Source organism: Rummeliibacillus sp. JY-2-4R, assembly GCF_053847205.1.
Genome location: NZ_CM132623.1, coordinates 1255037 through 1272707, shown reverse-complemented (window position 1 = coordinate 1272707; position 17671 = coordinate 1255037). Strand labels below are relative to the sequence as shown.

Below are 17671 nucleotides of genomic sequence, written 5' to 3'. Positions count from 1 at the left end.
GAATCGATTATATATAACTCTGAATTGCATTGTGATAATCCTTCCATTTTACCAACTGATCCCTGGGGTATTAATCATTTTACTCAAGATATATAAATTATCTATCCATTCAATTTGGCATCAAGTTGAATAAAAAAGACTATTCCCACTACATTCTGCAATGGAAATAGTCATTAAGTTAATATTTAGAACAAACCTATTGCGTTTCCTTGTTCGTCTACGTCCATTTTCAGTGCTGCTGGTGTTTTAGGTAGGCCAGGCATTGTCATGATATTGCCTGTAAGACACACTAAAAATTTTGCACCGAGTTTTGGAATAATTTCTCGGACTGTAATAGTAAAATCTCTTGGGTTGCCTAATAATTTTGGTTGGTCTGATAATGAGTATTGCGTTTTTGCCATACACACTGGTAATGCATCCCATCCAAACTTTACAATGTCTGCTATTTGTTTCCGAGCTTGCTCTGTAAAATCTACATCTAATCCACCATATACTTTCTGAACAATTGTGCGGATTTTATTTTCAATTGTGTCTGTCAGATCATAAATTGGTTTAAAATTATTTTCTTCATTCACTACTTCAAGAACGGCTTTGGCAAGGTCAATTCCACCTGCACCACCTTCTTCCCAAACGTTCGTACGAGCAATCTTTACTTGGTGGTTATTACACCATTCCAAAACAGATGCAATCTCTGCTTCAGTATCAGAAACAAAACGGTTTAGTGCAACAATAGGTTCTACACCAAATTGCCGAACAGTGTCAATATGTTTGGCAAGATTTTCGATGCCTCTTTTAACTGCGTCAACGTTTTCAATTTTGAGATTTGTTTTATCAACACCACCATGCATTTTTAAAGCACGGATGGTTGCAACGATGACAACTGCATCAGGTTTTAAGTTCCCCTGTACGGCTTTTATATCCATAAACTTCTCAGCTCCTAAGTCGGCGCCAAAACCTGCTTCTGTCACTACAATGTCAGCTAACTTACGCGCAGTATTAGTAGCTTGGATAGAGTTACAGCCATGTGCAATATTCGCAAATGGTCCCCCATGAATTATTGCTGGTGTTCCTTCAATAGTTTGCACAAGATTAGGTTTGAATGCATCTTTTAAAAGTAATGTTAATGCACCTTCTACACCCAAATCACGTACAAAAACAGGTTCTTTATCGTAATTATAACCAATGACAATATCAGAGAGTCTTTTTTTCAAATCATGTAAATCTGTTGCCAAGCAGAAAATTGCCATAATTTCGGATGCAACAGTTATATCAAAACCATCTTCGCGTGGGGTACCTTGTCCTGGACCGCCAAGCCCCACTACAATATGGCGTAATGCACGGTCGTTCATATCCATTACACGTTTCCAAATAATTCGCCGTGGATCAATATTTAGAATATTACCTTGATGGATATGATTATCGATTAATGCTGCAAGTGCATTGTTCGCAGTTGTGATTGCATGTAAATCACCAGTAAAATGAAGATTAATCTCATCCATTGGCAATACTTGCGCGTATCCGCCTCCTGTCGCACCACCTTTTATCCCCATTACAGGTCCCAATGAAGGTTCACGAAGTGCAACAATTGTATTTTGTTGCAACTTTCTCAATGCGTCGGCAAGGCCTACTGTTACAGTTGATTTTCCTTCTCCAGCTGGTGTAGGATTTATTGCAGTAACTAGAACGACCTTTCCATTTGGTGTAATTTGCTCTAATTTTGTCACATCAATTTTTGCTTTATATTTACCATAAAGTTCTAATGCATCATCTGGTATTCCTGCAGTTTTTGCGATTTCTGTAATTGGACGAATTTCAGCATTTCTTGCAATTTCTAAGTCTGTTAAAGGTTGAGCAGTTTTTGACATAGCAGCTCCTACTTTCGTTAAAAAGTTTTATTGAGTGTTGAATTTTACTCACTCTTTGGATACCTTTACCATACTATAAAATAGATTATTCAGCAATTAAGCCTACGCATCGACAAAGAATTGACAATTTTTATGTAATCAGGTATAGTTTAGCCATCCATTCGTATTGGTATTAGCGAGAATTCGAATTTTGTTGTTGGGAGGAACGCGAATGCATCAAGGAAAAGTCAAATGGTTCGATAATGAAAAAGGGTATGGTTTTATCGAGTACAATAATGGTGAAGACGTTTTTGTCCATTTCACTGGCATTCGAGAAGAAGGTTTTCGCACGTTAGAAGAAGGACAAGATGTGCAATTCGATATAATCGAAGGAAATCGTGGCCCCCAAGCGGCAAATGTAATTAAATTATCATAAATTATAAAAGCTACTCAGCCTAATGACTGAATAGCTTTTTTCTATGCGCTGACTCTTTTTGCCTCAATTCTGACAATTTGATGTTTATTTACTTCATTTACGATAAACTGAAATCCATCCGATTCAAAGAAATCACCTTTTTTAGCATTATCTTGATGCGACATAAACCAGCCACCAATTGTATCAATATCTTCTTCATCAATTTGCAAGCCTAACATATCATTCACTTGATTAAGTAATACTTTTCCATCAAAGCTAAAATGCCCATCGCCTACTTTTTGAATTTCTGGTAGTTCATCACCATCAAATTCGTCTCGAATTTCACCAACTATTTCTTCAATAATATCCTCAATCGTTACAATCCCAGACGTACCTCCATATTCATCAAGTAAAATAGCCATATGAATTCTTTCTTTCTGAAATCTTACCAGAAGGCTATTAATCGGAACTGTTTCAATAATACGGATGACCGGTTGCAGATATTCTTCAACAGTTTTTTTTCCGTTTTCTCCATCTAAAATAAGAGCGGAGAGAAGCTGCTTCATATTAACTATTCCAATTACATGATCTTTATCCCCATCCGTTACAGGATATCTTGTATATTGCTCTACATTAATTAACTCAAAAACTTCATCTAATGTTGTTTCTTTATCAATACTTACAATTTCTGTTCGAGGGACCATTACTTCTTTTGCAATTCTTTCATCAAACTCAAAAATTTGGTTCACCAATTTATATTCTGAAGGATTAATCTCGCCATTTTTATAGCTGTCGTTTAAAATCATTCTTAACTCTTCTTCACTATGGACTTCTTCACCTTCTGTTTGCATTTTCAAGCCAAAGATACCCGTCAAAACCCTTGCTGATCCATTTAATACTTTAATAAATGGATACATGATGACATGGAAGAGTATGAGAGTTCCTGAAAAACGCAAGGTAATCATTTCTGCCTGTTGAATCGCTAAGGTTTTTGGCGCTAATTCACCGACTACCACATGTAAAAATGTAACAACTGAGAATGCAACTATAAAGGATAGTACAGCAGCAGTATTCCCTTCAATACTGAACAATACAAAAAGTGGATGTAACAATTTCTCTGCAGTTGGTTCTCCAATCCACCCTAATCCAAGTGCCGTAATCGTAATGCCTAACTGACAAGCAGATAAATACTCATCAAGATGTGATAACACCTTTTTCGCATTCATTGCTTTTTTGTTTCCCTCTGTTATCAGTTGATCAATTCGCGTAGGCCTCACTTTTACAATAGCGAATTCTGTTGCGACAAAAAAACCAGTCATCGCGATTAAAATAACAAACAGAATTAAATTACTGGCTATTTCAATGTCCAAATACGGTCTCTCTACACCAAAATAACTTCAGCGTAGAGAATTCACCTCCTGTTTTTCTAGCTATTCTAAATTTATAGTAAACCATAGAAAAAAAGCAACTTTTAGCTATTATTAATATATTATTTTTATTGCGAAATTATAAAAACTTTTTAAAAAATTTTTAAAAAAAACAACGCCTCTAAATAACAGGCGTTGTTTAAATCAACTATTGTACACTTACAACAGCAAAAAATTCATTATATAATTCTTGTAAAATGGCATTTTCGAATTTTTCTTGAACACCAAATGATAGGCTTACCTCAGAAGACCCTTGATTAATCATTTCGATGTTCGCTCCAGTTCTCGAAATAGCACCTGCAGCACGTGCTGCTAATCCAGTATTGTTATTCATTCCCTCACCCACTACAACAATCATTGAAAAACCTTTGCGGAAGTATACATCATCCGCATGTAATTCGGTGTAAACGCGTTTAACAATTCGCTCCTCCTTTTCAGGATTTAGTTGATGGTTCCGCATGATAACTGAAATATCATCTAAACCAGAAGGAGTATGATCATATGAAATATGCTCTTCTTCAAGAATTTGGAGCAATTTACGGCCAAAACCAATTTCTCGATTCATCAAATATTTACTTACATATAGTATTGAAAAGCCAGAATCCGCGGATATACCCGTAACAGGTCTATGGTTTTTTTGTCGTTTTGGAACAATTTTTGTGCCTTCCGCTAAAGGATTATTAGTGTTTTTAACATTTACCGGAATCCCTAATTTAACAACAGGCATTAATGCTTCATCATGAAATACAGAAAAACCCGCATAAGAAAGTTCTCGCATTTCTCTGTATGTAATCTCTTTGATTTCTGCTGGATTGTTTACCACTTTTGGATTTGCACTAAATACACAATCGACATCTGTAAAGTTTTCATATAAAGTTGCATGAACAGCAGCCGCGACAATTGAACCAGTAATATCAGAGCCACCTCGATCAAATGTACGTAATACACCATCATTTGTATAACCAAAGAATCCTGGGAAAACAATAATATCTGAAGAATCTTTTAAACTACTTAAATTAATAAAAGCTTCAGGTAGCGCCATAGCTCGTTCTGGAGCATCATTGACTGTTAAACCCGCCTCTTTTGGACTTATATATTTAGCTTTTATGCCAATACTATTAAAAAATTGTGCTATCATTTTCGCACTATTATCCTCACCACTAGCTTTTAAGGTATCAAGTAAATACTCGTTACTTACTTTAGAAGCTTCAGTAATACGTGCATGTAAATCAGCCTCAATTTCATCAACAATTGAAAGGTTAAGACCTAAACCAATTGCATTTTCTTTATATCTTAAAACAACGTTTTGTATTTTATCTTCATAAGTTTTACCTGAAATAACGGTTTCAGCTAACTCGATTAATAAATCTGTAACCTTAATATCATCGCTGTATCTTTTACCTGGAGCAGAAACAACTATGATTCTTCGAGAGGCGTCAGATTGAACAATTGCCGCAACTTTTTTGATCTGTTCTGCACTAGCGACTGATGTTCCACCAAATTTACAAACTTTCATCTCATCAGATCCTCACATTATATTTATAATTGTACTTCTATAAGCAACATTTGTTTTTTCACAGTGTACAAATTATCCTAAAAATAGTCAATACATTTCATAAAATTAATTTGAAAATTTCAAAAAAATAATAACTGAAACAATTTAATTCCAAAATTGCTTCAATTACAATAGTATTGTAGCTGCATCAAACTTTAAAAAAACACCATAAGACCATCTTATGGTGTTTTTACTCAACAAGTTTATATTTTAAATAAAATTTATGATTTTGTATATACTTTTAATAATTCTTGTCCTAAAAACTGTAACTGCTCACCAACTGTACAAGAGTTTATACAAAATTTATGTGCACCGGCTTTGCCGCGTTCTCTTCGCATTTGTGTTTTAACTAAACAACCTTCGCAATAAGTTTCTAAGAGTTCATCAATCTCTTTTACGATGGTGCTCTGCTCGATCAAATGGAATCACCTCTTTTGCAGTATTTTTTTATTCTACTACCGATATGTGATACGATGCAAGTATATAACTTTATAGTGGTGGTGTTTCAAATGTTAGAAGTGTATATTGACGCAGCTAGTGCAGGTAATCCTGGTCCGAGTGCAATTGGCATTTTCATAAAAGGTGAAGGTCACCAAGTTAAAATTAGTGAACCTATTGGTATTACCAATAATCATATCGCTGAATTTAAGGCACTAATCCGCGGATTACAAGAAGCAGCAAAATTATCTACTGGCATGATTTCTGTGCGATCTGATTCCAAAATCGTCGTAGCTTCAATTGAAAAGGAATTTGTAAAAAACGAGGAGTATAAACCTTATCTAGAAGAAGCTTTAAAAATTTCTCATCAATTTGATTTGTTCTTTATTAAATGGATTCCAGATTCACAAAATAAAGCGGCAGATGCCCTTGCTCGTCAAGGTATTCAAAAAGGAAAGAAAGGTATAGTTGATTAATAATCCTGTTTTCAAAGATGAACAGTTATTATTATGACCTTTTTGAGTCATTTTATCACGAATCATGATAAAAAATCGTTGAATTTGTTAATTTTTTATTACTGAAATCAGTAACAAGCAATTTAAAAAAGACTTAATAGCCTATAAAATGGCCATTAAGTCTTTTTTTACCCGATAATATTCATTAATGCACCTACAGCTCCACTGAAGCCATGATCTTGTAAAAATACCGGTGTTTTTTTCTTTAAAATCGTATAGTCGGCAATAACTTCTTTTAATATTTCATTATGATCCAATGTAGTACCAATATAAATAATATGTTCCACATTCATTTGGTCTGCATATTGAATACTTAAAGTAGAGATTACTTCACCAACTAATCCCTGTACCGTTGCAAGAATATCTTGTTGTTCATATGTTGAAGTTTCATCTAAGCCCACTTTACCAAAATTACTAGCAGTTAGTGAAGGTTTTAGTTCTTTCGGTGTATCAATTCCTTCAAAAATTTCTTCCACCAATAAATCGATTCCCTTACGTTTTCCCTTTTTAGCAAGTTCGAGTATCTCTTTATAATCTTTTATACCCGTTGTTAGTGCTGAGAGACCGATTAAAGTGCCACCACCTACACCTGTCCCTCCTACTCTTATATGTTTTTCTCCATCCATATAATGAATCGAAGTGCCTGTGCCGATATTAGTAATAATACTTTTATCAAATTGATGGCCATATCTTTCTAATTGATAGCGTACACCCTTTAAGGTTGCTTCGAACTCTACAATGTAATGGATTGATTGATCTGTATCTAACATTTTCATTATTTGACCTGTTCTACCACCAGTAAGGCCAATTTCTGTAATGTCTGATTGATGTTGAATCCAATCAAGGACAGCTGGTAAATCATTTGAGGGAAAATGCTTAAGCTGTAATTCATTCTTTTCATTTAAATATGCTAATTTAGTAAGTGTTCCCCCAGCATCTATTCCTATTACTCTATTCATAAAAATCTCCTTTATAAAAGCCCACTAACACTTTACTCTGGTATTTTCGATTATGCAATTCTAAATTAGTTTTTTCTTGTATTTATGTATGTATATAATTAATCAATAATTTCTTTCATTATAGCATAATGGATATATATTGAAAATGCTTACATAAATAAAGCTTTTTCCTTTAAAATAAAGATAACAGCTAAATGAAGCGTTATACTTAATTTCCTTATAGTGTTTTTTGTTTCATTTAATTCGATAAAATTTTGTGATGAATATCTAAGATAGTATTGTAATCGAAACATATATGAAATTGTCTGATGTATGAAGTTTTAATTTTCTATTTTGCTTAATTTGATATAGGATATAGATAATGCTTTATATTGAACGGAGGAAGTTTCAAGTGACCCAAGCACAGCAAAAAGAACTTTATAAAGAGGCTATGGCAGTATTAAAAGCGACAAGCCGTACTTTCTTTATCCCTATAACCTTTTTAGAAAAGGAGTTAAAAACTACAGTTGCAACTGCATACCTCTGCATGCGTGCGATTGATGAAATTGAGGATCATGAAGAGTTATCTAATCATGTTAAATCAAAAATTTTAAATGAAATCAGTAAGATATTATTAAAACCTTTTGATGAAACTGCATATATGAAATTGTTAGAACCTTATGCAGCTCAATTACCTGAAGTAACATTACGACTTGCAGATTGGTTATCCCTTTGTCCAAATGACATTCGCGATACTGTCTCTGCCTCAACTAGTGAAATGGCATCAGGCATGGCAAAATGGGCTTCAAAAGGATGGATTGTAAAAACAAAAGAAGATTTAGATGACTACACTTATTATGTGGCAGGTCTTGTTGGCACAATGCTATCAGATATTTGGTATTGGAAAGAAGGAATTGAAACCGATCGCGAACTTGCAATCGGCTATGGACGTGGATTACAAGCTGTTAATATACTACGCAATCAAGATGAGGACAAGGGTCGTGGGGTAAGTTTTGTTCCAGAAGGTTGGACACGTGATGATTTGTTTAATTATGCGGAAGAAAATTTAGCTAGGGCTGATGAATATAATAGAAGTATTTCAAAACGCAGTATTTTAATGTTCTGCAAAATCCCATTGGCTTTAGCGCATAAGACTCTTGATGCAATGCGAAAAGGACATGAAAAGATGACTCGTAAAGAAGTGGAACAAACAGTAGAAGAAGTTACAAAGTTTTAGTCAGCTCATTTTATCTAATATGATTACATTCAAAAACTGGTAGTTTAACTACCAGTTTTTTGTTTATATTAAAGTATTACTTATTATTTACTATTTGTTCACATAATTGCCTGAAGTTCTGAATAAATCTATCATTTAATTCTTTCGTGCGCTTTTTAGGTCCTTTTGTTCGCCCTCCTGCTTGGCGAATTTTTTGATTTAAATGGCGCGAATTTAAGAGTTGATCAATATTTTCAGAAGTATACCGCATGCCATTTTGATTCATCACATATGCCTCTCTTGCAAGAGCCATTGCAGCAAGACCATAGTCTTGTGTAATTGTAATATCTCCTTTTTTTATTTGATTAACTAAAGCAAAATCTGCCGCATCCGCGCCTTTAGAAACCATTACCGTTTTGACACCTTCTATATCAAAATAATGGGATGTATCACAGAAGATCGTGATATCTAATTGAAATTCCCTTGCAATTTGAATCGTCTCTGATACAACTGGACAACCATCGGCATCAATACAAACTTTTGTCATCTAAAAGGCCCCTCCTATTCTTATATCCCCCGCAATATTGAGCAGTAGTATCTTTTTTATTCTGGTTTTCCTACTACATTCCCTGCCATTTATATATTTCATTCGGAATAACTGCCCGTAATTGCCCGACTGGTTCCCCTACAGGGTTTCTCTTAATCCCGCAATCAATAAATGTCTACTATTATTATGTTCTCTCTATTACATTTCATGTCAGAATTAATTCTTCCTACCTTATTTCTCGTAATTGCCCGAATAATTCAGATAAATAAACGTTTTGATTGATTTGGAGACCTTTACCTGTGTTCCTTACATTCAGTGGAAGAAAAACACATAAAGTGACTTTTCACTTTATCTTTCACTTATTAGAAACAGTTACTTTATAATTTAGCCTAACACTTTTATTGCGAATTATGATAAATGTTAGCGCTTTTTTTAATAAAAATACGTCATTTTCTACATTCAATCTAATTTTGTTATGAATTTAATCTATTTTCGTTATTTGAAAATTCACATCATTATGTCTATTATAAGTTTATAAGTCAAATATACATGGAGGTTTCAACTTAATGGTCACAGCAATGTCAGAATCTCAAAAAATAGCAACAGATTATATCGATGGGGTGTATAACAATCTTTTAGAGCGCAATTCTCATGAACCAGAATTCTTGCAAGCTGTAAAAGAAATTCTTTATTCATTAACACCGGTATTCGCACAACGTCCTGAATATATGAAAGCAAGCCTTCTAGAACGAATCGTTGAACCAGAACGTGTAGTAAAATTCCGTGTTTCTTGGGAAGACGATCAAGGGAAAATACAAGTAAACCGTGGTTACCGCGTACAATATAGTTCTGCAATTGGACCATATAAAGGTGGTCTACGTTTCCATCCATCTGTGAACGAAAGTATTGTTAAATTCCTAGGATTTGAACAAATCTTCAAAAACTCTCTTACAGGACAACCTATTGGTGGTGCTAAAGGCGGTTCAGATTTTGATCCTAAAGGCAAATCAGACTCTGAAATTATGCGTTTCTGCCAAGCATTTATGACAGAATTACATAAATATATCGGCCCAGATGTTGACGTTCCAGCTGGTGACATTGGCGTAGGTGCTCGTGAAATAGGTTACCTATTTGGTCAATACAATCGTATTCGCGCTGCTTATGAACCTGGTGTGATTACAGGTAAGTTACCTCGCTTTGGAGGTTCTTTAGCACGTAAAGAAGCAACTGGTTATGGTTGTGTTTACTTTGTTCAAGAAATGTTAAATGAAATTGATATGACTTTCGACGGCGCAACTGTTGTTGTATCAGGTTCAGGTAATGTATCTACTTACGCAATTGAAAAAGCACAAGAACTTGGCTCAAAAGTTGTCGCTTGTTCTGATTCTAATGGTTATATTTATGATCCAAACGGCATTGATTTAGATGCTGTGAAACTTATTAAGGAAGTACAACAAGGCCGTATTAAAGAATATGTTGAAACACATCCAGATGCAACTTATACAGAAGGATGCAAAGGCATTTGGTCAATTCCTTGTGATATTGCCCTACCATGTGCAACACAAAATGAAATTGATGAAGAATCAGCTAAATTACTTGTAAAAAATGGTGTCAAAGCGATCGGTGAAGGCGCGAACATGCCTTCTACTTTAAAAGCTATTGATGTATATTTTGAAAATAATGTATTGTTTGGTCCTGCTAAAGCTGCAAATGCAGGTGGAGTTGCGGTTTCAGCATTAGAAATGGCTCAAAATAGCATGAGACAATTCTGGACTTTTGAAGAAGTAGATGGAAAACTTCATGACATTATGAAATCTATCTATCGCAATAGCCGTGATGCTGCAAAAGAATTCGGTTATGAAGGAAACTTATTAATTGGCGCTAACATTGCCGGCTTCTTAAAAGTAGCAGATGCAATGATTGCACAAGGTGTTATTTAATCTTACTGGGACATAACTAGTCTCAAATAGTTAGAAAGGTGAAATTGAGTACACTCAATTTCACCTTTCTTTTTTTCTTATAATATTATATTACTCTTAGCTGTTCGCCGTGAATTTTCGTATAATCACGGCCATTAACGCTAGAACCATTTCGCTACCAACCTTCGATCTTACACGTACAGAAAATCGAGTGAACCCTAAATTAGCCTTCAAAAATTCAAAAACTGGTTCGACATCATTTTACGTTTACGATAGATTGAACTCGCTTTTTTTCCGAAATCTTCACTCTTACATATTCTTTTTGTTGTTCCCATTTTTCGTTCTTTATGATTTTTCGATTATTAGCTGCTTTTGATTTATACATAATGAGCTTAATTTTTAAGAAATCGTCCTTATTTTATTAAGAAAATTATCAAAGCCGGCTAAATTTTTCTAGCAGTAAAATTTTTACTGACTTTTCATATAAGAGGTGGTTTTTCAGTAGTCTCTTTTTATCGTTAAATCAAGGTATTTATACTATTTTTTCCTTTCTTTTAGCTTTTTTTCACAATTTCTATTAACAATAAATTACAATAACATTAAATTTATCATTGAAATGGGGGATTGTACATGGAGCTGATTTACGAAGGAAAGACAAAGGATGTATTTAAAGTAGATGAAGATCATTTAGTATTACATTTCAAAGATGATGTTACAGGTGAAAATGGGGTGTTCGATCCAGGTGCCAACAGTGTTGGATTGAAGGTTAAAGGTGCGGGTCGTGCAGGTCTTAGCCTAACAACATTTTTTTATAAAAGACTAAATGCAATCGATGTTCCGACACATTTTATATCTTCTGACATTGACGAAGCTACTATGACAGTTAAACCTGCAACAATATTCGGTAATGGTTTAGAAGTTATATGTCGTTTCCGTGCAGATGGTAGTTTTTTAAGACGCTATGGTGCTTATATTGAGGAAGGCAAAGAACTCGATTCATTTGTTGAAGTAACAATAAAAGACGATGAACGTCAAGATCCTCCTATATCAAAAGAAGCTCTTAATATGCTTGGGATTATTACAGAAGAAGAATATGACACATTAAAACAACATGCCATTGATATTTCGAACTTCGTTAGAACAGAATTAGCAAAAAAAGGGTTAACTCTTCACGATTTAAAATTAGAATTTGGCCGTGACGTTAAAACAGGTGAAATACTACTAATTGATGAAATTTCTGGTGGTAATATGCGTGCATATAAAGGTAATGAATACATCGATCCAATTCAACTCACGGAAATAATGCTAGCAAAATAGGCAATTCATTTTGCACTCTTTCCTATTCTTTTGGTAGAGTGATATTGAAATTTTAAACACATAAAAATAGAATAATTTAGCAATATTATAGAAGCGGAATCAGCAAACACCTTTTTGGTCGCCTTGCTAATTCCGCTTTAAACATTTGTTAGACTAAAAAATTTAATTACTAGTCTTTTTAAATAATTGTCCTCATTAATTTTCAATTACGATTTATCTGAAATATTTTACTTTACTAAATATACGATTTATAATGAAATTAATTCGTGTTACGTAATAAAAAGGAGTGTTTCAATTGATAGATAACTTGCAAAAACGTCAAGATGTCCCTGTTGAAGAGACTTGGGATTTATCGCAACTAGTGCCTAATGAAGAAGCATATAATGCAGGTATTAAGAAAATTGTTGAGGAAGCGAAATCATTCAACGCTAAATATCAAAGTCATATTACAGATGCTAAACAAATCGTCAATGTTATTACTGATTATGAAGCATTTGTTGAATCTATAATTCCCTATAAATCATTTGTAGAATTAGACCTTGAAACAGATCAAACAAATGATGCTGCACAAATTCGTACAAGTAAATTTGCTACCATTTCAGCTCAAATCGCTAGTTTAGTATCCTTCGTACATAGCGAAATTTTAGAATTACCTACTGAACTTTTAAAAGAAGCTATTGAATTAGCTCCAAATTACACTCATTATATCAATCGTTTAGTTGAACAAAAACAGCACCAACTAAATCCAGAAGTTGAAAAGACACTGGCGCTACTTGGTTCAACTTTTAATGCAGCATATGGTTTGTATAATACAACTAAATTAGTGGATATGAAATTTGAAAACTTCACAGTTGGTGATAAAAGCTACCCATTAAGTTATAACCTTTTTGAAGGTGACTGGGAGTTAGAATCGAATACCGACATTCGTCGTGAAGCGTTTAATGCTTTCTCAAAAAAATTAGCTGACTATCAACATACAACTGCTAAAACATATAACACACATGTTCAAACTGAAAAAACAATTGCGGATTTACGAGGCTATGATTCAGTTATTGATTATTTACTATTTAATCAAGAAGTAGATCGGGAACTTTATAATCGTCAAATCGATATTATTATGAAGGAATTAGCGCCACATATGCGTCGCTATGCGAAACTCCTACAAAAAGAACATGGTTTAGATAAGATTACATTTGCGGATTTAAAGATTTCACTAGATCCTGATTATGAACCTTCCATTACTATCGAGGAATCCCGTGATTATATGAAAAAGGCTCTTGGTGTTATGGGAGATGACTATCTAAACATGATTGATAGTGCCTTCGATGAACGCTGGATCGACTTTGCGAACAATGAAGGAAAATCAACAGGCGCATTCTGTGAAAGTCCATATGGATCACATTCCTATATTTTAATCTCTTGGACCAAACGTATGAACGAAGTATTTGTTTTAGCACATGAGCTTGGCCATGCAGGACATTTCAGAAATGCTCACAAATATCAATCGCTGTTCAATAGTGAATCATCTACTTACTTTGTTGAGGCACCCTCTACTATGAATGAAATGCTGATGGCAAATTACTTACTAGAAAATTCAGATGACCCTCGATTTAAACGTTGGGTTATCGCAACAATCATTGCTCGTACTTATTACCATAACTTTGTAACACATTTGCTAGAAGCTGCTTACCAACGCAAAGTATATGAACTTGTTGATGCTGGCGAAAGCGTGAATGCAACCATATTAAATAATCTAAAACGCTCTGTTCTAGAACAATTCTGGGGAGAAGAAGTAGAGATTACGAAAGGTGCTGAGTTCACTTGGATGCGCCAACCTCACTATTATATGGGGCTGTATCCTTATACTTATAGTGCAGGACTTACGATTTCTACTCAAGTTTCACAACGCATACTTCATGAAGGAAAAACTGCAGTTGAAGATTGGTTAAAAGTATTACAAGCTGGTGGCACAAAAACACCTGTTGAGTTAGCACAAATGGCTGGCGTCGATATAACTACGGATCAACCTCTAAAGGACACCATTGCTTTTATCGGTTCATTAATTGATCAATTAGAAGAGTTGACTGAAGAAGTCCATAAGACAAATAACTAATTTATAAAAATAAAGCGTATTGAAAAAACATATTAACTGTTTTTCAATACGCTTTTTAGTTATTTAGAGCGTCAAACCATTTTACCAAACAAAAAGCAGTCTTAAGACTGCTCACTTGTTTCTAGTATTTAATGTCTCGCTTGGCGTTTTTTTGTCAAAAAGCCTACAACGATTAATAATGCCATACTAAGAATTGGAATAATATGTACCATTGCTGGGATTGTCTTTTCAACAAGAAGATGGCCATATTTATCATCAACAATCATTGTACCTGCTGTATAAGCAATTAATAGTGCACCAATCCACACAAGGAGTGGAAACTTCTCCATTAATTTAATAATAATTTGGCTACCGAAGATAATTAATGGAATACTTACAAGTAGACCCAAAGCTACAAGTCCAATATGTCCATTGGCAACACCTGCTATAGCTAGTACATTATCTAAACTCATAACAAAGTCGGCAACGATAATCGTACGAACTGCAGCAAGTAAGCTACCACCACTCTTCACATCTGGATCTTCATCGCCTGATTTCAGTAAATCATAGGCAATATAAAATAGTAAAAGACCGCCAATTATTTTTACAAACGGAATTTGCAATAGCCAAACAGCTATAAACGTTAATAGCACACGTAAAACAATAGCTCCTCCAGTACCAATTAGAATTGCCTTTTTACGTTGTTTTTCTGCTAAATTGCGGCATGCAAGTGCAATAACAACTGCATTATCACCGCTTAAAACGATATCTAACAAAATGATTGAAGCAATTTTTGTTAGGAATTGTGCATCCATTTATTCTCCTACTTTCTAACAAGCTATCTTGTTTAATTTTACTCTTATAACTGGAAATGAAAAGCAAAAACTATTTTTATTATAGCAAATTCCTATATACAAACTACATAACTTATCTTTTTTTACATGTATATTTTTATTATAAAATCCAAAAATAGAGGTTAGATGATGCTTTATATTATACAATCTGGCAGTAATAGCTGTTGGTTGAAAGGAATGAAAGAATGCTTTCACAAGGAAAGATGGATATTATAAAATCCACTGCTCCAGTACTAGAAGTACATGGTAAGGAAATAACAACTGCCTTTTATAAAAGACTTTTTGAAACCCATCCAGAATTATTAAACATTTTCAATCAGACAAATCAACGAAAAGGTAGACAACAATTAGCACTAGCAAATGCTGTCTATGCCGCAGCAGTTCATATAGAAAATCTTGCTGAAATAATGCCAGTAGTAAAACAAATATCTGAAAAGCACCGCTCTCTCGGGATTAGACCGGAACATTATCCAATTGTTGGGGAGAACTTATTACTCGCTATTAAAGAAGTACTCGGCGATGCCGCAACTCCTGAAATTATGGATGCATGGACAGAAGCTTATGGTGTACTTGCAGATGCTTTTATCTCAACAGAGGAGAATTTATATCAAGAATCTGAGAAGAAACCTGGTGGCTGGCGATTCTTCAAAGACTTTAAGCTAGTTGATAAAGTTCCTGAAAACAAATTAGTTACTTCGTTCTATTTAAAACCTGCAGACGGTGCTCCCCTACCAGATTATAAGCCTGGTCAATTTATCACCCTTCACGTTCCAATTCCAGGTCAAAAATATACACATAAACGACAATACAGTCTCTCTAAAGCATATGACGGTGAAAGCTATCGTATTTCTGTAAAACGTGAAATTGTCAATGAACCAGCAGGTATTGTGTCTAATTACTTACACGATCACTTAAATGTTGGTGATACAATACAAATCAGTGCACCAGCCGGAGTCTTCTTCTATCATTCAAAACCGGATATCCCTGTTACATTCATTGCCGGAGGAATTGGTATTACCCCATTAATGAGTATGTCTCAAGAAGCAGTAAATGAAAATAGCGCAACGATGAATTTTATTCAAAGTGCTAGTACAGAAGATTTAGTCGTATTTAAAAGACCACTAAATCAACTTGCAAATGACCACTCAAATTTTCACTATTTTGAAATCATTACTGCTATGGATGGATATGTCTCAAAAGAATTTTTGGAAAAGCATATTGAAAAATCAAGCGATGTATATATTTGCGGACCAGTACCATTTATGCTTGCAATGATTAAACATCTCCTTAGCATTGGTATACCAGAAGATCATATTTTCTATGAATTTTTTGGCCCATCCATGGCACTTGATATCGAGACATAATAACCAATGAAAAGAGATTGGACCTGTACTACCGTTCAATCTCTTTATTGATTTTGTTTGTTATCCATTTACACCTTCTTAATACTTCCATAATTAGAATTATCATACACTTTAATTGTGTAAACAAAAACTACTTAAGGGGATTATATTTGAAAAAAAAATTATTATTTGTTGGAACTTGCATTCTACTGATTTACTTACTGTTACTTGGTACATATAAATTGATGAATTCTAGAACTTTTCAATTGTTTGGAGGGTTAACATACAAAGTGGAGACAAACCAAAAGAAGGTCGCATTAACTTTTGATGATGGTCCAACGAAGAAAGTTAATCAGATTCTTCCACTTTTAAAACAATATCATGCAAAAGCAACTTTTTTTCTAATTGGGGAAGAGGTTGAAAAAAATAAAGACGAAGCTAAAAAAATCGTAGAAGCAAATCATCAAATCGGAAATCATTCGTACTTTCATAATAGAATGGTTTTTAAATCCCCAACCTATGTAAAAGAAGAAATCGAAAAAACAGACAAATTAATTAGACAAACAGGATATACAGGGAAAATTGGTTTTCGGCCACCAAACGGAAAAAAACTATTCTTACTTCCCTATTACTTACATAAACAAAACAAAGAAACCATAACTTGGAATATTGAGCCAGATAGCATTACACGAATACATCTGACAAAATAAATTATGTAAAAAATCATATTAGACCAGGGTCAATTATTTTGTTACACCCCATGTATGACGAAAATGGAGAAGAACTTAAAGTTATTAAAGGAATCCTACAAGCATTAACAAAGGAAGGTTATTCCTTTGTTACAGTTGAAGAACTCAGGCTCCAACCAAAATGATCGTGTCACTCTTAAAATGACTATTTTGCCGTATGATTTTTTGACTCTTTTTTATCATTATTCTGCTTTAAGTTGATTAATTCAGCTACTTTAAAAGTTGTGGCTAAAACATATCCCACTACTATAATATAAATAAAATATCTTTGCATTTGATTATGATATATTAAGTAAGTTATACAAACCATTAACACCGTATACATTAGAATATCAAACCAAATTTTAAGTTCTTTATCCTCCATTTTATTTCACCTTCCATAAATGGATTTTAGTAGTTTGTTGCCATTATCGATATATTCTACAATATACATACAATCTTCCTTTAAATAATAGGAAAATTTAGATTTTATACTAATTCTTCATATATACTTAATAATATC

Annotated in this window: 15 protein-coding genes and 2 pseudogenes; 8 read left to right on the top strand and 9 right to left on the bottom strand. The window is 33.9% G+C overall.

Annotated features, from left to right (window positions below; translation table 11 throughout):
* Positions 1 to 185: 185 nt before the first annotated feature.
* A complete protein-coding gene (locus ACWV26_RS05990) occupies positions 186 to 1865 on the bottom strand; it encodes a formate--tetrahydrofolate ligase (protein ID WP_455897441.1) in 1680 nt (559 codons plus the stop codon).
* 211 nt (positions 1866 to 2076) lie between these two features.
* On the opposite strand from ACWV26_RS05990, the gene ACWV26_RS05985 reads away from it, so the two are divergent.
* On the top strand, positions 2077 to 2280 hold the full coding sequence (locus ACWV26_RS05985) for a cold-shock protein (RefSeq protein WP_455897440.1): 204 nt from the start codon (positions 2077 to 2079) through the stop codon (positions 2278 to 2280).
* 41 nt (positions 2281 to 2321) lie between these two features.
* Here ACWV26_RS05985 and ACWV26_RS05980 read toward each other — a convergent pair whose 3' ends face one another.
* The 3 genes from ACWV26_RS05980 to ACWV26_RS05970 form a co-directional block, all read right to left on the bottom strand.
* Positions 2322 to 3629 (bottom strand): hemolysin family protein, encoded by a 1308-nt coding sequence (locus ACWV26_RS05980; RefSeq protein WP_455897439.1) that lies wholly within the window; start codon positions 3627 to 3629, stop codon positions 2322 to 2324.
* Between the two features lie 205 nt (positions 3630 to 3834).
* Complete coding sequence (locus ACWV26_RS05975) at positions 3835 to 5202, bottom strand: aspartate kinase (RefSeq protein WP_455897438.1); 1368 nt, start codon at positions 5200 to 5202, stop codon at positions 3835 to 3837.
* A gap of 260 nt (positions 5203 to 5462) precedes the next feature.
* The gene (locus ACWV26_RS05970; RefSeq protein WP_455898191.1) at positions 5463 to 5657 is read right to left on the bottom strand and encodes a zinc-finger domain-containing protein; all 195 of its coding nucleotides are present in this window, start codon (positions 5655 to 5657) and stop codon (positions 5463 to 5465) included.
* Between the two features lie 93 nt (positions 5658 to 5750).
* Between ACWV26_RS05970 and ACWV26_RS05965 the strand changes: the two genes are divergently transcribed.
* Complete coding sequence (locus ACWV26_RS05965) at positions 5751 to 6155, top strand: ribonuclease HI family protein (protein ID WP_455897437.1); 405 nt, start codon at positions 5751 to 5753, stop codon at positions 6153 to 6155.
* A 167-nt stretch (positions 6156 to 6322) separates the two neighbouring features.
* Here the strand turns inward: ACWV26_RS05965 and coaW are convergent, their stop codons facing one another.
* The gene (coaW, locus tag ACWV26_RS05960) at positions 6323 to 7153 is read right to left on the bottom strand and encodes a type II pantothenate kinase (protein ID WP_455897436.1); all 831 of its coding nucleotides are present in this window, start codon (positions 7151 to 7153) and stop codon (positions 6323 to 6325) included.
* 430 nt (positions 7154 to 7583) lie between these two features.
* Between coaW and ACWV26_RS05955 the strand changes: the two genes are divergently transcribed.
* On the top strand, positions 7584 to 8369 hold the full coding sequence (locus ACWV26_RS05955; protein WP_455898190.1) for a squalene/phytoene synthase family protein: 786 nt from the start codon (positions 7584 to 7586) through the stop codon (positions 8367 to 8369).
* Positions 8370 to 8445: 76 nt separating this feature from the next.
* Here ACWV26_RS05955 and ACWV26_RS05950 read toward each other — a convergent pair whose 3' ends face one another.
* Positions 8446 to 8895 carry a YaiI/YqxD family protein gene (locus ACWV26_RS05950; protein WP_455897435.1) on the bottom strand — a complete coding sequence of 150 codons (450 nt, stop codon included), beginning with the start codon at positions 8893 to 8895 and terminating at the stop codon, positions 8446 to 8448.
* A gap of 566 nt (positions 8896 to 9461) precedes the next feature.
* Here ACWV26_RS05950 and gdhA point away from each other — a divergent pair.
* Positions 9462 to 10835, top strand: a complete 1374-nt coding sequence (gene gdhA / locus ACWV26_RS05945; RefSeq protein ID WP_455897434.1) for an NADP-specific glutamate dehydrogenase — start codon at positions 9462 to 9464, stop codon at positions 10833 to 10835.
* Between the two features lie 102 nt (positions 10836 to 10937).
* Here the strand turns inward: gdhA and ACWV26_RS05940 are convergent.
* Positions 10938 to 11193, bottom strand: a pseudogene (locus ACWV26_RS05940) (transposase); the annotation flags it as partial.
* A gap of 251 nt (positions 11194 to 11444) precedes the next feature.
* Between ACWV26_RS05940 and ACWV26_RS05935 the strand changes: the two are divergent.
* The gene (locus ACWV26_RS05935) at positions 11445 to 12131 is read left to right on the top strand and encodes a phosphoribosylaminoimidazolesuccinocarboxamide synthase (RefSeq protein WP_455897433.1); all 687 of its coding nucleotides are present in this window, start codon (positions 11445 to 11447) and stop codon (positions 12129 to 12131) included.
* A gap of 295 nt (positions 12132 to 12426) precedes the next feature.
* Positions 12427 to 14244 (top strand): oligoendopeptidase F, encoded by a 1818-nt coding sequence (gene pepF / locus ACWV26_RS05930; RefSeq protein ID WP_455897432.1) that lies wholly within the window; start codon positions 12427 to 12429, stop codon positions 14242 to 14244.
* Between the two features lie 128 nt (positions 14245 to 14372).
* Here pepF and ACWV26_RS05925 read toward each other — a convergent pair whose 3' ends face one another.
* The gene (locus tag ACWV26_RS05925; RefSeq protein WP_455897431.1) at positions 14373 to 15038 is read right to left on the bottom strand and encodes a TerC family protein; all 666 of its coding nucleotides are present in this window, start codon (positions 15036 to 15038) and stop codon (positions 14373 to 14375) included.
* Between the two features lie 224 nt (positions 15039 to 15262).
* Here ACWV26_RS05925 and hmpA point away from each other — a divergent pair, with 224 nt between their 5' ends.
* Together hmpA and ACWV26_RS05915 are read left to right on the top strand one after the other, a co-directional pair.
* Positions 15263 to 16441 carry an NO-inducible flavohemoprotein gene (gene hmpA, locus ACWV26_RS05920; protein ID WP_455897430.1) on the top strand — a complete coding sequence of 393 codons (1179 nt, stop codon included), beginning with the start codon at positions 15263 to 15265 and terminating at the stop codon, positions 16439 to 16441.
* 149 nt (positions 16442 to 16590) lie between these two features.
* Positions 16591 to 17294: pseudogene (locus ACWV26_RS05915) on the top strand (polysaccharide deacetylase family protein).
* 20 nt (positions 17295 to 17314) lie between these two features.
* Here ACWV26_RS05915 and ACWV26_RS05910 read toward each other — a convergent pair.
* Positions 17315 to 17533 carry a hypothetical protein gene (locus ACWV26_RS05910; protein ID WP_455897429.1) on the bottom strand — a complete coding sequence of 73 codons (219 nt, stop codon included), beginning with the start codon at positions 17531 to 17533 and terminating at the stop codon, positions 17315 to 17317.
* Positions 17534 to 17671: the final 138 nt, after the last annotated feature.

Excerpts from the sequence above, each read along its gene's own strand:
- ACWV26_RS05990 (WP_455897441.1), bottom strand. The coding sequence starts at position 1,865 with ATGTCAAAAACTGCTCAACCTTTAACAGACTTAGAAATTGCAAGAAAT.
- ACWV26_RS05985 (WP_455897440.1), top strand. The coding sequence starts at position 2,077 with ATGCATCAAGGAAAAGTCAAATGGTTCGATAATGAAAAAGGGTATGGT.
- ACWV26_RS05975 (WP_455897438.1), bottom strand. The coding sequence starts at position 5,202 with ATGAAAGTTTGTAAATTTGGTGGAACATCAGTCGCTAGTGCAGAACAG.
- ACWV26_RS05965 (WP_455897437.1), top strand. The coding sequence starts at position 5,751 with ATGTTAGAAGTGTATATTGACGCAGCTAGTGCAGGTAATCCTGGTCCG.
- coaW (WP_455897436.1), bottom strand. The coding sequence starts at position 7,153 with ATGAATAGAGTAATAGGAATAGATGCTGGGGGAACACTTACTAAATTA.
- ACWV26_RS05955 (WP_455898190.1), top strand. The coding sequence starts at position 7,584 with ATGGCAGTATTAAAAGCGACAAGCCGTACTTTCTTTATCCCTATAACC.
- ACWV26_RS05950 (WP_455897435.1), bottom strand. The coding sequence starts at position 8,895 with ATGACAAAAGTTTGTATTGATGCCGATGGTTGTCCAGTTGTATCAGAG.
- gdhA (WP_455897434.1), top strand. The coding sequence starts at position 9,462 with ATGGTCACAGCAATGTCAGAATCTCAAAAAATAGCAACAGATTATATC.
- ACWV26_RS05935 (WP_455897433.1), top strand. The coding sequence starts at position 11,445 with ATGGAGCTGATTTACGAAGGAAAGACAAAGGATGTATTTAAAGTAGAT.
- ACWV26_RS05925 (WP_455897431.1), bottom strand. The coding sequence starts at position 15,038 with ATGGATGCACAATTCCTAACAAAAATTGCTTCAATCATTTTGTTAGAT.
- hmpA (WP_455897430.1), top strand. The coding sequence starts at position 15,263 with ATGCTTTCACAAGGAAAGATGGATATTATAAAATCCACTGCTCCAGTA.
- ACWV26_RS05910 (WP_455897429.1), bottom strand. The coding sequence starts at position 17,533 with ATGGAGGATAAAGAACTTAAAATTTGGTTTGATATTCTAATGTATACG.